General features: G+C 70.1%; 14 protein-coding genes. 3 read left to right on the plus strand and 11 right to left on the minus strand.

Annotated elements, in window-relative coordinates; genetic code table 11:
• Positions 1–2 precede the first annotated feature (2 nt).
• From tgmA to ACQEVY_RS16650, 4 genes are all read right to left on the minus strand, one after another.
• Positions 3–194 carry a putative ATP-grasp-modified RiPP gene (gene tgmA / locus ACQEVY_RS16635; RefSeq protein ID WP_432949180.1) on the minus strand — a complete coding sequence of 64 codons (192 nt, stop codon included), beginning with the start codon at positions 192–194 and terminating at the stop codon, positions 3–5.
• Between the two features lie 181 nt (positions 195–375).
• On the minus strand, positions 376–3,225 hold the full coding sequence (locus tag ACQEVY_RS16640) for a glycosyl hydrolase family 95 catalytic domain-containing protein (RefSeq protein WP_432949182.1): 2,850 nt from the start codon (positions 3,223–3,225) through the stop codon (positions 376–378).
• Positions 3,226–3,407: 182 nt separating this feature from the next.
• Complete coding sequence (locus ACQEVY_RS16645) at positions 3,408–3,797, minus strand: VOC family protein (RefSeq protein ID WP_432949184.1); 390 nt, start codon at positions 3,795–3,797, stop codon at positions 3,408–3,410.
• A 150-nt stretch (positions 3,798–3,947) separates the two neighbouring features.
• Entirely contained in the window at positions 3,948–4,991 is a 1,044-nt protein-coding gene (locus ACQEVY_RS16650) for an NAD(P)-dependent alcohol dehydrogenase (RefSeq protein ID WP_432949186.1), read from the minus strand.
• A gap of 186 nt (positions 4,992–5,177) precedes the next feature.
• On the opposite strand from ACQEVY_RS16650, the gene ACQEVY_RS16655 reads away from it, so the two are divergent.
• Positions 5,178–6,089, plus strand: coding sequence for a helix-turn-helix domain-containing protein (locus tag ACQEVY_RS16655; RefSeq protein WP_432949188.1), 912 nt, complete (start codon positions 5,178–5,180; stop codon positions 6,087–6,089).
• A 225-nt stretch (positions 6,090–6,314) separates the two neighbouring features.
• On the opposite strand, the gene ACQEVY_RS16660 is transcribed toward ACQEVY_RS16655, so the two are convergent.
• Positions 6,315–7,085, minus strand: a complete 771-nt coding sequence (locus tag ACQEVY_RS16660; protein WP_432949190.1) for a group II truncated hemoglobin — start codon at positions 7,083–7,085, stop codon at positions 6,315–6,317.
• A gap of 126 nt (positions 7,086–7,211) precedes the next feature.
• Entirely contained in the window at positions 7,212–8,465 is a 1,254-nt protein-coding gene (locus ACQEVY_RS16665; protein ID WP_432949192.1) for an Ig-like domain-containing protein, read from the minus strand.
• A gap of 400 nt (positions 8,466–8,865) precedes the next feature.
• Between ACQEVY_RS16665 and ACQEVY_RS16670 the strand changes: the two genes are divergently transcribed.
• Positions 8,866–9,192 carry an LPXTG cell wall anchor domain-containing protein gene (locus ACQEVY_RS16670; RefSeq protein WP_432949194.1) on the plus strand — a complete coding sequence of 109 codons (327 nt, stop codon included), beginning with the start codon at positions 8,866–8,868 and terminating at the stop codon, positions 9,190–9,192.
• 4 nt (positions 9,193–9,196) lie between these two features.
• On the opposite strand, the gene ACQEVY_RS16675 is transcribed toward ACQEVY_RS16670, so the two are convergent.
• From ACQEVY_RS16675 to hutH, 3 genes are all read right to left on the minus strand, one after another.
• On the minus strand, positions 9,197–10,684 hold the full coding sequence (locus ACQEVY_RS16675) for a DEAD/DEAH box helicase (protein ID WP_432949196.1): 1,488 nt from the start codon (positions 10,682–10,684) through the stop codon (positions 9,197–9,199).
• A 133-nt stretch (positions 10,685–10,817) separates the two neighbouring features.
• Positions 10,818–11,021, minus strand: coding sequence for a cold-shock protein (locus tag ACQEVY_RS16680; protein ID WP_005483357.1), 204 nt, complete (start codon positions 11,019–11,021; stop codon positions 10,818–10,820).
• Between the two features lie 198 nt (positions 11,022–11,219).
• On the minus strand, positions 11,220–12,758 hold the full coding sequence (hutH, locus tag ACQEVY_RS16685) for a histidine ammonia-lyase (protein ID WP_432955248.1): 1,539 nt from the start codon (positions 12,756–12,758) through the stop codon (positions 11,220–11,222).
• Between the two features lie 139 nt (positions 12,759–12,897).
• Here hutH and ACQEVY_RS16690 point away from each other — a divergent pair, with 139 nt between their 5' ends.
• Positions 12,898–13,482: an antibiotic biosynthesis monooxygenase gene (locus ACQEVY_RS16690; protein WP_432949200.1), complete on the plus strand. Its 585-nt coding sequence runs from the start codon at positions 12,898–12,900 to the stop codon at positions 13,480–13,482.
• A 91-nt stretch (positions 13,483–13,573) separates the two neighbouring features.
• On the opposite strand, the gene ACQEVY_RS16695 is transcribed toward ACQEVY_RS16690, so the two are convergent.
• Together ACQEVY_RS16695 and ACQEVY_RS16700 are read right to left on the minus strand one after the other, a co-directional pair.
• Positions 13,574–14,725: a diguanylate cyclase domain-containing protein gene (locus ACQEVY_RS16695; RefSeq protein WP_432949202.1), complete on the minus strand. Its 1,152-nt coding sequence runs from the start codon at positions 14,723–14,725 to the stop codon at positions 13,574–13,576.
• A 110-nt stretch (positions 14,726–14,835) separates the two neighbouring features.
• A complete protein-coding gene (locus ACQEVY_RS16700) occupies positions 14,836–15,660 on the minus strand; it encodes an enoyl-CoA hydratase/isomerase family protein (protein ID WP_432949204.1) in 825 nt (274 codons plus the stop codon).
• Between the last annotated feature and the right edge of the window lie 1,278 nt (positions 15,661–16,938).

Here is a 16,938-nt window from a genome sequence, read left to right on the forward strand (position 1 = left end):
CGTCAGTCGTCGAAGTGCGTCGCGGAACCGGCGGTGGACGTCGTCGTGCCGAGCGCCAGGAGAAGCTCCGGGTCGCTGACGGCCGGGCGTCCGTCCGGTAGCACGTTCAGTTGGCGCGACGCGTCGAAGTGATACGGCGTCACCACGGGAGGAAGCCCAATGGGAACGGCGTAGTTGAGAGTGAACGGTCGCACGCGAAGCCTCCACGATCTGGCGTTGTCTGTGTGCAATCCCTTACGAGAGGAACGCGTAAGGAATTCATCACTTTCCGCCATATCAGGGTGAAGGCCGTCACATCACAGGCACCTCGTTCGCCTCCCCTCGCCTCGTTCGCCTCCTCTCGCCTCCCTTTGGCGCTCCCCTCGCCCTTCCCCCCTACCGCTTAAGGGAGAGCGCGAAGACGTGCGCCCTGGCTGACACGGGAGGAGCGGTCAGCGTGACGGCGACCAGTTGCCTGTTCGCGTCGAGTGCGATGGCCTGGTGGAAGACCGCCGCCTTGAGGTCCAGCGGCCCGGTGCGCGTATGGATCTGTCTGGTGGTCACCGCCGCCGTCTCTCCGGACTCGGGCCCGGACGCCAGCCAGTGGGTGAGCCCGAACGACGCGGTCTCGGTGGTTCCGTCGGCGTAGCGGAGCACCGCCGGTACGGTCACGCTCGCCGTGTCGCCCGCGCCGAGCACGTGCAGCTTCGTGTACGCGCCCTGCGGTACGGCGATCTCCTGCCCGGCGGCCACCACGTTGTTCTTCGTTCCCTCGCTGCCGTTGGTGAAGGAGAAGGCGATCCCGTTGTCCGTCGTCTGCCCGGTCTGAGGCAGCTGGGCCATGGGGTACGTACGCCCGGTGCCGTCGAAGTCCCCGTCGCCGTAGTACATCTCGGTGGTGATGCCGTCATTGTCGTAGTACGCCGTCAGATCGACCTGGGTGATGCTGCCGTTCTGCGGCAGCTCCGGCAGTCCCCACCGTTCGGCCGGCTCGGTCACCGTCACGGGGGCGACGCGCAGGTCGGGGCGCGAGCCCGCCGGGTACATCACCGCTTCCGCGCCGCGGTCCAGGTCCAGCTCGATCACGCCGTCGCCCAGGTCGCGCCAGGCGGGGGCGGGGCCGCCGACCCCGGCGACCGTGAGCCGTCCGGTCATCGAGTGGCGCACCCGGCACGGCTGCCCGGCGAGGCTGCGGACCCGCACCCAGCGCGTCGTGCCGCCCCGGCGGACGGCGCTGACGAGGAACGCCCCCTGGGTGCGGAAGTCGTGCAGCGTGACGTCCTGCCATGTCCGCGGGACGGCGGGAAAGATCCGTATCGTGTCGCCCCAGCTCTGGCAGAGCATGTCGTGCAGGCTCTGCGCGGCGGACAGCGGTGTCTCGACGACCGGCCCCGCCTCGTAGTACATGGTGTTGGGCTGTACGAACCGGGCGATCAGGTCCCGCAGATACGTCCGCGCGTCGTCGCCGCGGCCCATCTGGGCGGAGATCGAGGCGGCCCCCGTGAAGCTGTAGCCACGCAGAGCGCCCTCGAAGCCGATCCAGTGCTTCAGCGACCGTTCGATCAGGTCACGCTGCTCGGGCTGCTCCCAGTTGACGAGGTAGAGGGGGTAGACGGAGAGCATGTGGGAGTAGTGCCGGTGCGACTTCGCGAACGGCACACCGGCTCCGATCATGAAGCCGTTCTCGTCCACCGGATAGTCGGTGAGCCGCTCCAGCACGTCGCGCCACTTGGTCGCCAGATCGTCCCGTACGCCCAGCAGGTCGATGGTCTGCAGCAGGGTCGCACAGCTCCAGCGCAGCAGGGCCAGGTCGTAGTTGCAGTCGGGGGCGTTGCCGTACTCGGGCGAGTGGGTCGTCGGCAGGTGCAGGCGCCCGTCCTCACCCTCGTACAGGAAGTGCAGGTAGTAGTTGACGGCTCGGCGCAGCAGCGGGTACAGGACGTCCTCGAGGACGCCCCGGTCCATCGTGTGACGGTAGGTCAGCCAGACGTTGTGCAGCGCCCAGGGCAGGTTGCCGACCTCCGGAGTGGTGCTGACGCCGGGGATGGTGACAGTGCCGCTGGTGTCGCAGTTGGCGTCGGTGGCGCGGCGCACGCCCGCCGAGTCGGCCTGGTACTCAGGACGCAGGGCGCCGATCAAGGTGTCGGTGTGCTCGGCGAGGGTGCGTGGGACGGCGTCCAGTTCCAGGTGGTTGGAGCCGTGCACCGCCCAGTACTCCAACTGGACGTTGAGGTTCCACCACACGGCGGGCCAGGGGGTGGGCTCCAGCCAGGGACCGGTGGTCGCCATGACAGGCGCGTGCTCGCGAGCGGCGGAGGCGAGCTTGTAGAGCTGGATCCAGTAGAAGCTCTGCAGCATCCCGTCGGGGACGGAGATGAAGCTCTTGCGGTAGAAGCGGTGCCACCACTCGCGGTGGGTACGCACCAGGCTGGAGACGGGCAGCGCGGACGCCTTGCGGACGGCCGATCTCGCCCGGCCTTCGGCATCGGTGCCGGGGTGGGAGTGAGCGACCGCCAGGACGTACGCGCGTACGTCACCGAGTGTGCGTTCCCGGTAGGCGGTGGCGGTCTGGCCGCCCGCGACCAGCGACTGGACGACGACTCCCGTGCCGTCCTGCTCCCGCGTGGTCACCGGATCGGGGTTGGGCTCCATTCCGGCCGGAGGGTTTTCCCGCACGATGCGCGGGCTGACGGCCGGCGAGGGGACGAACTCCCAGCGGAAATCGCGCTCGCCCGCACTCGCACGCGCGGTGATCAGCAGCAGCGTACGGTCGTTGTGGACCAGGGCGCGCAGTTCGATGCTGCCCTTGTCCGTGGTGACCGTGCCGCTGACCTCGGCGTTCCACAGGTCCAGGCGCAGGTCGGCGCCGGTGATGGTCCCGACGGGACGCAGGCGGAGATTGCCGACGGGAAGGCGGGCCACACCCCAGTTGTGGCCGAACTGCGGCCGGTGGTCCTGGACTTCGCTGTGGTGCACGGTGAAGCGCAGGGCTTTCGCCCCGGGCTCCTGGTAGACGATCGAGCCGAGCAGGCCGTTGCCGAGGAACGGCCCCTCGTACCAGGCGCGCGGCACCCGCTTCCACACCGGGTCCTGTCCGGAGAGGAACTCCTGCCACTCACGGTCGGTGCGCATGCCCGTGAGGACCGCGGGAGCGGCCGCCGCTCCGGGCCGGCCGGCGGCCGCTCCGGCGACACCCGCTCCCGTCGCCACTGCTGTCGCCGCTCCCGTCGCGGCGCCGGCGGCCATACGGCCGAGAAATCCCCGTCTGCTGACTCCCATCATCGATCTCCGATCAATTGATTGATCCGATGAATCGGCTATGCGGGAGCGTAGGAAGTGACCAATGATGCGTCAACAGTGCGTCAGCAGAGGGAGCAGGATGGGACTTCATCCGATGAATTGAGGGTCGCCCCCGTCGGAGCGTTGAGTTACGACAGGTCTCCGCTCCCGTAAGGCCGCGTCAGAATCTCCAAGTTGTGGCCGTTCGGGTCGTCGAAGTAGGTGCCGCGGCCGCCGTCGTTCCTGTTGATCTCGTTGGCCCAGCGGTGGAACGGGTCCGCCCAGTACGTCAGACCAGCGGCCCGGATGCGGGCGAAGATCGCGTCGAAGTCGTCCTCCGAGACCAGGAACGCGTAGTGCTGCGGCGTGATGGGGTCGTCGGCGTCCGCGTAGTCGAGGGTGACGCCGTTGGGGATATGGACCGGGATGAACGGGCCGAACGGCGGGCTCACCTCCAGACCCAGGATGTCGGCGAGGAACTGGGCCGAGGCCTTCTTGTCGTGGGCGGCGACGATGGTGTGGTTCAGCTCGACAGTCATCGTGCGGACCTCCTCGGCTCGCCATTCAGCGACATTTCCACACTAAACGGCAGCACCGCGCCCTTTAAGGGGCGCGGTGCTGTGACATGTACGGCTCCGCTGCGCGGGCCCGACCAGCAGCAACGAGGCCGGGGCCGTCCTACGACCGGCTCAGATCGTCGCGGTGTCGATCACGAAGCGGTAGCGCACATCGCTGCTCTGCACCCGCTCGTACGCGTCGTTGATCTCGGACGCGCCGATCAGCTCGATCTCCGCGCCTATGCCGTGCTCCGCGCAGAAGTCCAGCATTTCCTGGGTCTCCTGGATGCCGCCGATGGCGGAGCCGGCAAGGGTCTTGCGGCCCATGAGCAGCGAGAAGAGGTTGACGGAGACCGGCTCCTCGGGGGCGCCGACGTTCGCCAGGACGCCGTCCGTGCGCAGCAGGGACAGGAACGCGCCGAAGTCGAGCGGGGCCGAGACCGTCGAGACGATGAGGTCGAAGGTACCGGCCAGCTCCTGGAAGGTCTTCGGGTCGCTGGTGGCGTAGTAGTGGTCGGCGCCCAGCTTCAGGCCGTCCTCCTGCTTGCGCAGGGACTGCGAGAGGACCGTGACCTCGGCGCCGAGGGCGTGCGCGATCTTGACGGCCATGTGGCCGAGTCCGCCCATGCCGACGACGGCGACCTTCTTGCCGGGGCCGGCGTTCCAGTGCTTGAGGGGCGAGTACGTGGTGATGCCGGCGCAGAGCAGCGGCGCGGCCACGTCGAGGGACAGGCCGTCGGGGATGCGGACGACGTAGTTCTCGTCGACGACGATCTTCTCGGCGTAGCCGCCGTAGGTGGGCTCGCCGTCCTTGTCGAGGGCGTTGTACGTGCCGATCATGCCGCCGCCGGTGCAGTACTGCTCCTGGCCGGCCTTGCAGTTGTCGCACTCGCGGCAGGAGTCGACCATGCAGCCGACGCCCACGCGGTCACCGACCTGGTACTTGGTCACGCCGGGGCCGACCTCGGAGACGATGCCCGCGATCTCGTGGCCCGGGACCATCGGGAAGACCGCCTCGCCCCAGCCCTCCTGCACCTGGTGGATGTCGGAGTGACAGATGCCGGCGAACTTGATGTCGATCAGCACATCGAACTCGCGGACCGCGCGGCGCTCGATGGTGGTGCGCTCCAGCGGAGCCTTGGCGGCGGGTGCGGCGTACGCAGCAACAGTGGTCATGCCGGGGGTTCTCCTAGCGGGGGTTTCGTGCCCGGCTGCCTTCTTTCCGTCCGGGCACGGAGTCCAGCCTGCCGGAGCGCCCAACATTTACCCAGGTCACGGCTTTGCGTACGTTCGCTGGTCCTACTACTGGCGGGGACAGGCTCGTGAGCGTACGACCGGACGCCGACCGTGAATACTGGACGCATGGACGCACAGCCCCATCCCGACCACGAGCCCGGCACGGGCCTGGACCGCCGCGCCGAGCTCAGCGAGTTCCTGCGCACCCGGCGTGCCCGGCTGAAGCCGGAGGACGTCGGGCTGCCCGACTATGGGCGGCACCGCCGGGTGCCGGGGCTGCGCCGCGAGGAGCTGGCGCAGCTCGCCGGGGTGTCCGTGGCGTACTACACGCGCCTGGAGCAGGGCAACGGCCGCAACGTCTCGGCGGAGGTGCTGGACTCCATCGCCCGCGCCCTGCGCCTGACCGATGCCGAGCACGCGCATCTGACCCACCTGGCGAAGCCGAAGCAGCACAAGAAGAAGCCGGCCGCGCCGACCCAGCACATACGGGTCGCGCTGCGTCAGCTGCTGGACTCGATCGACGGTGTTCCGGCGTACATCGTGGGGCGCCGCTCGGACATCCTGGCCTGGAACCGGATGGCCGCCGCGCTCTTCGGCGACTGGGCCGAGCTGCCCGCGCAGGAGCGGAACTGGGCGCGGCTGGTGTTCCTGAACCCCGCGTACCGCGAGCTGTTCGTGGAGTGGGACCAGAAGCAGTCCGACATGGTCAGCTTTCTGCGCATGGACGCCGGCTGTCACCCCGATGACCCGCGGCTGTCCGCCCTGGTCGGCGAACTCTCCCTCAAGAGCGAGGAGTTCAGGCGGCTGTGGGCCATGCACGACGTCAAGGAGAAGAGCCACGGCGTCAAGCGCCTGCGCCACCCACTGGTCGGTGATCTGACGCTGTCCTTCGAGGGGTTCCGCCTGATCGACGACGCCGAGCAGTCGCTGATCACCTACCACGCGGAGCCGGGATCGCCGTCGGCGGAGGCCCTGCGCCTGCTGGCGAGCTGGGGCAGGGACGCCACGCACGTGGGCCGGACCGCTCCCCAGGCTTAGGCCCTGTCTCCCCGATCTTCGCGGGCGCACGACGCCTGGCACGGCACCTCGCCGCACGGCCGCATCACCCAAGTACGTCCAGTACGAGGGCGATGCGGCCGCACGCCGATGCTCCCCCACTGCCTGAAGGGCGTGGGAGGTGCCCCCAGCACCAGACGCCGCGCGCTGATCCGCGAAGATCGGGGAGACAGGGCCTAGCACCCGCACGAAGAATCCGCAGAAGTCCTACGGCCGGTACGGCGGAGCCGCTCCCCACGTCCACTTCGGCACCGGCTGCTCCGCCGGAGGCTTCGCGTCCGGGCCCGAGAAGTACACCGCGAGCCGCGTCCCCCACTCCGCGTACGCGACGAACGCCGAGCGGAACTCGGCGTCGGTCGGCAGGCCCGCCTCGTCCGCCGCGTCCTGGAGGAGATTGACCCAGCGGCGGCGCTGTACCTCGGTGATGCCTTTGCCGAGGTGCTTGGCGACCATGTGACCGTGGCCGCCCTGCGTCTCGGAGTAGGCCGCCGGGCCGCCGAAGACCTCACCGAGCCAGAGCGCGACATGCGAGGCGTGTTCGGGATCGAGGCCGGCGAAGACGGGGGCCAGGACGTCGTCCCGTAGAACCTTGTCGTAGAAGACCTCGGTGAGCCGGGAGAAGGCTTCGGCGCCGCCCGCCCAGGCGTACAGCGTCGGCACGGCCGCACCCGTGCCGCGTACGGTGGTCGGCTTGTAGTGGCGCATCTCCTCGATGTCGCCCACGTACGGCCGGATCTCGGCGAGGAAGTCGGAGAACAGCTCCGACTTGCGGAAGCCCTCGAGGTGGTCCTCGCTCGAGGTCCAGGTGATCCGCAGGATGAAGTGCTCGAAGTCCTCCTCGCAGCGCGCCAGTTCGTAGTCGACGCACTGCGGGGCCGCGGCGAGATGGGCTGCGGCACGGGTGTAGGCGGCCAGGAACTCGGCCGACTGCTGCTCGGGGATGCGATACCGGATGTACTCGACGGTGTGGGCGGTCATACCCCCACAGAAACACGAACGGCCCGCCGGGACCATGAGGTCCCGGCGGGCCATCGTCTACCTACGCCCACCGCGTAGAAACCGGACGCGTCACATCCGCGCCGCGCAGTCCGCGGAAGCCGGCGGTCAGAGGGCCGAACCCGCCTTCCACTGGGCCCAGTCCAGGTTCCAGCCGTTGAGGCCGTTGTCCGGAGCGACGGTCTTGTCGCCGGTGTTCTGCACCACCACGACGTCACCGATCATCGAGTTGTTGTAGAACCAGGCGGCCTCGGTGTTCGGGTCGTTCGCACCCTTGGTGTCGTTCAGTCCGACACAGCCGTGGCTGACGTTGGAGTTGCCGAAGACGTCGTCGGGGCTCCAGTAGTTGCCGTGCAGGAAGGTCCCGGATTGGGTGAGCCGCATCGCGTGGGGGACGTCCGGGATGTCGTACTCGCCCTTGCCGTCGTCGTCCGTGAAGCCGACCGTCGCGCCGTTCATCCGGGTCTTCTTGAACTTCTCGGAGATCACCATCTCGCCCTCGTACGTCTTGTTCTCGGGCGAACCGGAGGAGATCGGAATGGTCTTGATGGTCTTGCCGTCGCGCATGACCTTCATCTGCTTGGTCTTGGCGTCGACGACCGAGACCTGGCTGCGGCCGATCGTGAAGGAAACCGTCTTCTGCTGGACGCCGGTGACGCCCTCCGCGCCCTCGACGCCGTCCAGGGCCAGCTTGAGGGTGACCTTGGAGCCGGCCTTCCAGTACTCCTCGGGGCGGCAGTCCATGCGCTGGGTGTTGAACCAGTGGCAGGCGACTTCCTGGCCGCTGCTGGTGGTGACCGTGATCCCCTTCTGCACGGCCTCCTTGTTGGTGATCTCCTTGTCGAAGTTGATCGAGACCGGCATGCCGACGCCGACCGTTGAGCCGTCGTCGGGTGTGAAGGTGCCGATGAAGCTGTTGGACGGGGAGACGGTCGTGAACGAGGCGTTCTCGTGGGCGGCGCGGCCCTCGGAGTCCTCGGCGGCGGCCGTGAGCTTGTACGTGGTGGACCGCTCCAGCTGAACGCTGGGCTTCCAGCTCTTCTTGTCGGCCGATATCTCACCCTCGACGGCGTCGCCGGACGAGGTCTTCATGGAGACGTCGGTGAGCGTGCCCTTGCTCACGGTGACCTTGGCGGCGTTGTTGATGGAGGCGTTGTCGCTGCCATCCTTCGGGGTGATCTTGATTTCGGCTTCGGAGCTCTTCTCGGCCGCCGCCTCGTCGGCCTTGGACTGCGAGGTGCCGTCCCCGTCGGCGCCGGACTTGCCGTCGTCGCCGCTCCCGCTGCACGCAGAGAGCACCAGCACCCCTCCGAGCAGTGCGGACGCGACCGTCAGGCCTTTGCGCCGCTTACTGTTCGTCATCACACGCTTCTCCATCGTTGCCGAATCCCCAAGACACCTGAGACTCCCCGTAACTTCTAGAAACGCCAAAACCGATGCATCCCGTTCCACATATGTCGCCGGTGTGGGGCACACCACGTCGGTACGACGTCGTACGACTGGTGCGGGTGTCGGTCAGCGCTCCCCCTGAGACGACAGAACCCGGCCTCCGGTTGCGGTCGTCCACCGCGACATCATCGTCGCCCGGGCACCGATCCGGCGAATCGGGGGCCCGATGTGCTCCGTCACTGCACCGACTTCACGCCATCACGGCCATCGATCGTGCGGCTCCCAGGTACCGTGACTTTCCTGAGACCCGCATCTTTCATTAGCATCGGTCCTCACGGCCAATTCGCCTGCACCGCAAGGGGATCGATACTCCGTGTCCGCCGCTCGTCGATCGCTGCTGACCGCCACCGCCGCGGGCACCCTCCTGGGTGCCCTGTGGTTCGTCCCGTCCGCCAATGCGACGTGGGACGGCCCCGCGGCGGAGGCCAGAGCAGAGCGGACCACGACGATCACGCAGGCCAAGCCCGCCTCCACCGACTCGACTTCCACCGACCAGTCCCCCCAAACCGAACTGGCCGACACCGGCGCCTTCGACACGACCCCGTACTTGGTCGGCGGCACGCTGTTCCTGGGCCTGGGGGCGGGCTTCGTCGTGTATTCGGTACGACGGGAGCGGGGCTGGGCTACAGGGGCGTACTAGACGCCTAACTACGGCTGCGCGGACGCGGCCCGCCCCTCCTGGCTCCTCCACCACCCCGGCGCGGCCGGGACTTCGGCTTCGGCTGGGCGGCAGCGGGCGCCGGCACCTCGATGACCACCGGCACGCCGGACGGCTCCCTGGCACCGGTGATCCGCGACAGCTCCGCGTCGCCGGACTTGACCCGTACCGTCCGCGGGCTGATCCCCGCGTCCGACATCAGCCGGGTCATCTCGCGCTTCTGCTCCGGCAGGACCAGCGTGACCACGCTGCCGGACTCGCCCGCGCGGGCGGTACGGCCGCCGCGGTGCAGGTAGTCCTTGTGGTCGGTCGGCGGATCGACGTTCACGACGAGGTCGAGGTCGTCGACATGGATACCGCGGGCCGCGACGTTCGTGGCGACCAGCGCGGTCACCTGACCGTTCTTGAACTGGTCGAGGGTGCGGTTGCGTTGGGGCTGCGAGCGACCGCCGTGCAGCGCGGAGGCCCGTACGCCGTTGGCCAGCAGCCGCTTGGTGAAGCGGTCGGCGCCGCGCTTGGTGTCCACGAAGAGGATCACGCGACCGTCACGGGCCGCGATACGCAGAGCGACGGCCTTCTTGTCGGTCTCGTCGATGACGTGCAGCACATGGTGCTCCATCGTCGTCACCGCGCCGGCCGAGGGGTCGACGGAGTGCACGACCGGGTCCGTGAGGAACATCCGTACGAGCTTGTCGATGTTCTTGTCCAGCGTCGCCGAGAACAGCATCCGCTGCCCACCCGGCTCGACCTGCTTCAGCAGCGCCGTGACCTGCGGCATGAAGCCCATGTCGGCCATCTGGTCGGCCTCGTCGAGGACGGTGATCCCGACCCGCGAGAGGCTGCAGTCGCCGCGGTCTATGAGGTCCTTGAGCCGCCCGGGCGTGGCCACGAGCACCTCGGCGCCGCGCCGCAGCGAGCCCGCCTGCCGGCCGATGGACATTCCGCCGACGACGGTGGTGAGCCGCAGGTTGACGGCAGTGGCGTACGGCGTGAGTGCGTCGGTGACCTGCTGCGCGAGCTCGCGCGTGGGCACCAGCACCAGCGCGAGCGGCGCCTTGGGCTCGGCGCGGCGCCCCGCGGTGCGGGCGAGCAGCGCGAGGCCGAAGGCGAGGGTCTTGCCGGAACCGGTCCGGCCGCGGCCCAGAATGTCGCGCCCGGCGAGGGAGTTGGGCAGCGTCGCGCCCTGGATCGGGAACGGCTCGATGACGCCCTGAGCCGCCAGTGTCTTCGTCAGCGCGGGCGGCATGTCCAGCGCGTCGAAGGACTCGACGGCGGGCAGCGCGGGCGTGACGGTCACCGGCAGCGCGAACTCCTGCGGCGGGGTGGCGGGCGACGACGGCTTTTTGCGTACGTTCCGGGCGCCGCCGTTCGCGGCAGCGGGAGCTCCGCCGCGAGCGCCACGGGAACCGCGAGCACCTCGAGAATTCGCCGGCCGTTTACCGGCAGGTCGTTCAGGGCGTTCGAATCGAGTCATGCTGATGGGGAATTCCTTCCTCTGGCAGTCCTGAGAGCTGCGGGCAAAGACCGGCTGGACGCGCGGACGGCACGAGCCGGGGCCCGCACCCGAAGGTGCGGACCCCGGCTCGCTTTGAGCGTGTCCCTAAGAATTAGGCGGGGACGATGTTCTCCGCCTGCGGGCCCTTCTGGCCCTGCGTGACGTCGAAGGTGACCTTCTGGCCCTCTTGCAGCTCACGGAAGCCCGAGGTGGCGATGTTGGAGTAGTGGGCGAACACGTCCGGGCCGCCACCCTCCTGCTCGATGAAGCCGAAGCCCTTTTCCGAGTTGAACCACTTCACGGTGCCTGATGCCATGTGTCATTTCTCCTGATAGGTGGGCCCCATCCGGAAATGACCGGGAAAACAAAACGCGCCTGAGAGAGGATTCCTTTCAGGCGCACAAAGTTAATGGGTACCAAAAACGTTTCGTTATGAACCCTAGCACAGATCCTGGCGAGGGCACGAGCTGCCGACGTGCCCCCGCTCACACCACCCGAAGGAACCTCGGAACCCCTACGCCAGCGGGCCCGTCACGGACTCGACCGCCGCGACCAGATGGCCGCCACGCACGAAGGCGTCGGCGGCCTCCAGATCCGGCGCGAGGAAGCGGTCCGGGCCCGGCCCCTGGACGCCCGCCGCACGCACCGCGTCGATGACCGCGCGCGAGGCGGGGGCCGGAGTGAGGCCCTCGCGGAGTTCGATGGCGCGGGTGGCGGCGTACAGCTCGATGGCGACGATCCGAGTGAGGCTGTCGACGGCCGTACGGAGCTTGCGGGCGGCCGACCAGCCCATCGACACATGGTCCTCCTGCATCGCGGAGGACGGGATCGAGTCGGCCGAAGCCGGGACGGCGAGCCGCTTCATCTCGCTGACCAGGGCGGCCTGCGTGTACTGGGCGATCATCAGCCCGCTGTCCACACCCGCGTCGTCCGCGAGGAAGGGCGGCAGCCCGTGCGAGCGGTTCTTGTCGAGGAGGCGGTCGGTGCGGCGCTCGGCGATCGAGCCGAGGTCGGCGGCGGCGATCGCCAGGAAGTCCAGTACGTACGCGACGGGGGCGCCGTGGAAGTTGCCGTTCGACTCCACGCGGCCGTCGGGCAGGACGACGGGGTTGTCGACGGCGGAGGCGAGCTCGCGGTCGGCGACCAGGCGGGCGTGGGCCATGGTGTCGCGGCCGGCGCCCGCGACCTGGGGGGCGCAGCGGACGGAGTACGCGTCTTGGACGCGCGGGGCGTCGCCCTGGTGGTGGCCGGTGAGGCCCGAACCCTTCAGCACGGCGAGCATGTTGGCGGCGCTGGCGCCCTGGCCGGGGTGCGGGCGGATGTCGTGCAGCTCGGGGGCGAGGACCTTGTCGGTGCCGAGCAGGGCCTCGAGGGAGAGGGCCGCGGTGATGTCGGCGGACTTGTAGAGGGTGTCGAGGTCGGCCAGGGCCATGATCAGCATGCCGAGCATGCCGTCGGTGCCGTTGAGGAGGGCGAGGCCTTCCTTCTCGCGCAGCTCGACGGGCTCGATTCCGTGTTCGGCGAGGAGCACACCGGCCGGGCGTACGACGCCGCCGGGGCCCTCCGCGTCTCCCTCGCCCATCAGCGTCAGGGCGCAGTGGGAGAGCGGTGCGAGGTCGCCGGAGCAGCCGAGGGAGCCGTACTCGTGCACGACCGGGGTGATGCCCGCGTTCAGGATGTCGGCCATGGTCTGCGCGACGGCCGGGCGTACGCCGGTCCGCCCCGAGCAGAGGGTCTTGAGCCGCAGGAACATCAGGGCGCGTACGACTTCCCGCTCCACGCGCGGGCCCATCCCGGCGGCGTGCGAGCGCACGATGTTGCGCTGGAGCTGGGCGCGCATCTCGGGGCTGATGTGCCGGGTCGCCAGGGCGCCGAACCCGGTGGACACCCCGTACACGGGTTCCGGCTTGGCCGCCAGCGCGTCCACGATCTCGCGAGCGGCGGCGAGCGCCGCCACGGCGTCCTCGGAGAGCTCGACTCGTGCTCCGCCGCGCGCCACGGCGAGCACGTCGGCCGCGGTGACACCGGCCGTCCCCACCACCACAGTATGCATATCCATATTCAGGAGCCTAGAGAGTGAATCGCCAATTGTCACGACCGCTGCCGGGCCGAGGTCCTTACAGGGCCACGCGTGGGCCTGGCGGTGCCCTGCACGGGGCATGAGTGGCGCCGTCCGTGGCACGCGGGTCCGTATGAACCACAGCGCCCTCCGTACGGATCACAGCACTCAGTGCACCGAACCGGTCACGGCCGTCTTCACCTGGAAGGTACGCCCCGGCAGGGAGGCCGAGTTCGAGCGGTGGACCCATGGCATCACCCGCAGCGCGTCGCGGTTCCCCGGGAACCAGGGGGTCGCCTGGCTGCGCCCCGAGGACGGGCACCGCTTCCACGCGGTGGTGCACTTCGCCGACCCGGAGCGGCTGTCGCAGTGGCTGACGTCCCGGGAGCGGGCGGACTGGCACGCGCGGATCGAGGGCATCGCCACCGAGATCAGCGGCGAGCGGCAGTCGACCACCGGAATGGAGACCTGGTTCAGCCTGCCCGGTACGACGGTGCAGTCCCCGCCCCGCTGGAAGATGGTGCTGACCACGTTCCTCGCGGCCTATCCGCTCGTCCTGCTGGTCCAGTGGCTGCTCGTGCCCTACACGACGAGCTGGCCGCTGCCGTTGCGCGCGGTGGTCTTCCCGGCGGTACTGCTGCCCACGCTGACGTACGTACTGATGCCGCGCCTCAGCCGCCTGCTGCGGCTGTGGCTCTATCCGTCGCCGTCGCCATAGGCGACCGAGGGCGGGAGCCTGGCGGGGTCAGGGTGTGCGGCCCCGGAACCGGCGCCGGTCGCCGGGCAACTCGGGCGGGAGCCGGGCAGGGTCAGGGTGTGCGACCCCTGAACCGGCGCCGGTCCCCCGGCAGCTCGGGAGGGGGCCGGTCGGCGAGCCGGACGACCGGGTCTTCGGCGCCGCCCTCGCGGCCCGCGACCACGGGCTTGGGGGAGCGGGCGGCCTTGGCCCGGTACTGGGCGGCGTCCGCGAGACGGAACAGGCGGCGGGCCGAGCGGACGGCGCCGATGGGGTCCCCGGTGGAGGCGATTCCGCACGCGACGCCCTCGCCGAGCTCCAACTCGGCCGCCCGGCGGCACAGTTCATCGGCGACGCGGACGACCTCGTCGGCGGCCGGGCCCAGCGAAAGCAGACAGAACTCGTCACCGCCGAGGCGGGCGGCGAGCGTGCCGGGGAGCATCGCGCCGCACAGCGAGAGGACCGAGCCGAACCGCTCCAGGAGCCGGTCGCCCGCGGCATGGCCCCGGGTGTCGTTGACGCGTTTCAGGCCGTTGACATCGCAGACCACGAGGCTGACGACCGCGCCGTCGGCGCGATGCCGCTCAAGGGCCTCATCCAGGCGTACGTCCACGGCACGGCGATTCGCTAGGCCGGTCAGCGCGTCCGTGAAGGCGAGCCGGCGGACCTCCTCCAGGCGTTCGGTCTGGGCGATCCCGGCGGCGGCGACCGAGGCGAGGACGGTCGCGAAGTCGGCGTCGGCACGCGCGAAGACGGGGGCTCCCGCCCGGCGGGCCACATACAGCTCGCCCCAGGCCCTGCCGTGCAGCACTATCGGCGCGACGACGCAGCAGCCGCGCCCGCGCCTGCGCAGCGCGGCGACCCTCTGGTGGCAGTACCCGGCGCGGTCCCCGGTCGGCCCCTCGGCCGTCTCCACCCAGGCGTTGGCCCCGCCGCCGGCCGCCCACCGCTCGTGCAGGAACTCCGTGATCTCGGGGAACTGATGCACCGGGTAGGCCTCGGCGTCGGGGTACTCCTCCTCGTCCGCCGCCCGCTCCCCCACGTTCACCAGCACCCGTAGCCGACCGAGTTCCCGCTCCCACACGGACACCGCGGCGAAACTCCCGCCCAGCGCGTGACAGGCGCCCACCGCGGCGGCATGCCACGACTCCTGCGGGGTGCGCGCGGCGGCCATGCCCTGCGCCAGCGCCACCACGGACCTCAGCCGCATATCGTCACCGCCCATTACTCCAGGTTAAGGATGTTTGCGGTGATTTGGGATACCGGGGCGCCGAACAGGGGTTTCTGGCTCTCCGGGGGCGGCACGGGGGCTCGGGGGCGCTTCGGGGGCGCCCCCTACTCCCCCGGCCAGTCCGGCGCGCGCTTCTCGTTGAACGCCGCGACTCCCTCCGCCCGGTCCCCCGAGAAGGCGACCGAACGCCATGCCGCGTCCTCGACCTCCAGGCCCGTACGCAGGTCCAGGCCCTGTCCGAGGCGGAGGGCACGCTTGGCAGCGCGCAGGCCTACGGGAGAGTTCGCGGCGATCCGTGCGCCCAGCGCGAGCGCCTCCTCACGGTCGCGGCCCGCCTCGACGAGGTCGTCCACGAGCCCCAGCTCCCGCGCCTCGGCGGCCTCGACGCGTCGCGCGGTGAAGACCAGCTCGGCCGCGCGTGCCGCGCCGACCCGGCGTGGCAGCAGCTGCGTACCGCCGCCGCCCGGGATCACGCCGACGGACACCTCGGGCAACCCCACCACGGCCGTACGGTCCGCCACGATCAGGTCGCAGGCCAGCGCGAGCTCGAAGCCACCGCCCAGCGCGTAGCCGTGCACGGCCGCGATGGTGGGCATCGGAAGGTCCAGTACGCCGGTGTACGCGGCCCGCGCCACCGGCCGCTGCCGCACCAGCTCGGCGTCCGTGAGCGAGTTCCGCTCCTTCAGGTCGGCGCCGACACAGAAGGCTCGCTCGTGGGTGGAGGTCAGCACGACCACGCGTACGTCGCGGTCGCCGGCCAGTGCCTCGCAGGCGGCGGAGAGGGAGCGGGCCATCTCGGTCGAGACGGCGTTCATGGCCTTGGGGCGGTCGAGCGCGAGCTCGGCGACGTGGGGGTGCGCGTGGTCGTGGGCGTGGCGTCGAACGGCCACGAACTCGCCGTAGCGCTGCTCCGGGCGCTGCTCGGCCATGGCGTCCTCCTTGGTTAACGAGGGTTAACTTGGGTGGCTCTGATCATCCCAGGGGGGTGCCTTCGGCGGTAGGGCGGGTGCGGGTTGAGTGTGGCTGGTCGCGCCCACGCGGGGTGCCTCCGGCGGTTGGGCGGGTGCGGCGCCGTCGTGGCTGGTCGCGCAGTTCCCCGCGCCCCTGGGTTGTTGGTGGGTGCGGGGCCGCGGTCCGGTGCGTCAGCCCGTCGCCAACGGGGCATACGGCCCCTTGCTTGCACAGGGTGCTGGTGTGCCCAGACCGAAGCTAAGCGACGGGCATAGGACGCACCGGCCCACGTCCCCTCCCCCCGGCGGGAAGCCGCGGGTTTCGTCGTGGCTGGTGAGCTTTGTGGCGGACGGTTCGAGGTGCGCCCCGTTAGGGGCGCGAGGAACTGCGCGACCAGCCACGACGCACCCGCAGCCGCGACACAACTGTCACCCACCACCCCAGTAGGCACCCCACCCACCCGCCGTAGGCGCCCACCCACCCCGCCGGAGGCAGGGGGCCTGGGGGCGGAGCCGCCAGTTTCGGGAAGGGGCGGGGCTGGGGCAAAAAACCCCTACACGCGAACCCTTTCGGGTGATGTGCGGCCGAACGCCGGAGGCCCGCGCGGCGACGCGCATAGCCTGCGCACCGCGACAGCGCGCCGGGGGCGCGTTCACTTGGGGGAGAGCACATGCGGGACGCGGTGGCGGACGGCCGGACAACGGTGCACGAGGCAGATCCGTGCAGAACGGAGCGCCCGCGCGGGCGCCATCGCAAGCCACGGCCCCGGCGGACGCTGGTCGCCGTGGGAGGGCTGGCGTTGGCAGCCGGGGCGCTGAGCCTGATGCGTCTCGCACCGGAGCCGCCGGGCGGAACCGGCGGAGGCGTCACGGCCACAGACATCGACCCCGCAGAGATCGAAGCCGCGGACATCGAACCCTCCGACATCGAGCCGACAGCGGTCGGGACCACGCGGGCTCCTGCCCCGGTCTCGGACACAGGGGGGTCCGCAGCCGAGGGCACCCCGACGCCCCGTACGTCCGCCTCGCCCGCTGCCAAGCCGCCTCCGAACCGCGGCGACCAGCCCGAGGGCCCCTCGGATCGAACCGTCACACCCGAAGCGCCGCTACCCACCCCGTCAGGCACAGCCAACCCGCACGACCCAACCGAAGGCCCCACACCCGCGAAGCCGCCCGCCGGCAACCCATCGCCCCCCAAACCCCAGCCCCAGCCACCGACCCCACCCCCCGGCGACCGAACCCTGTGCGTACCGATCG

The sequence above is a fragment of the Streptomyces sp. CA-288835 genome (genome assembly GCF_050936385.1).
In the GTDB taxonomy this organism is placed as follows: Bacteria; Actinomycetota; Actinomycetes; order Streptomycetales; family Streptomycetaceae; genus Streptomyces.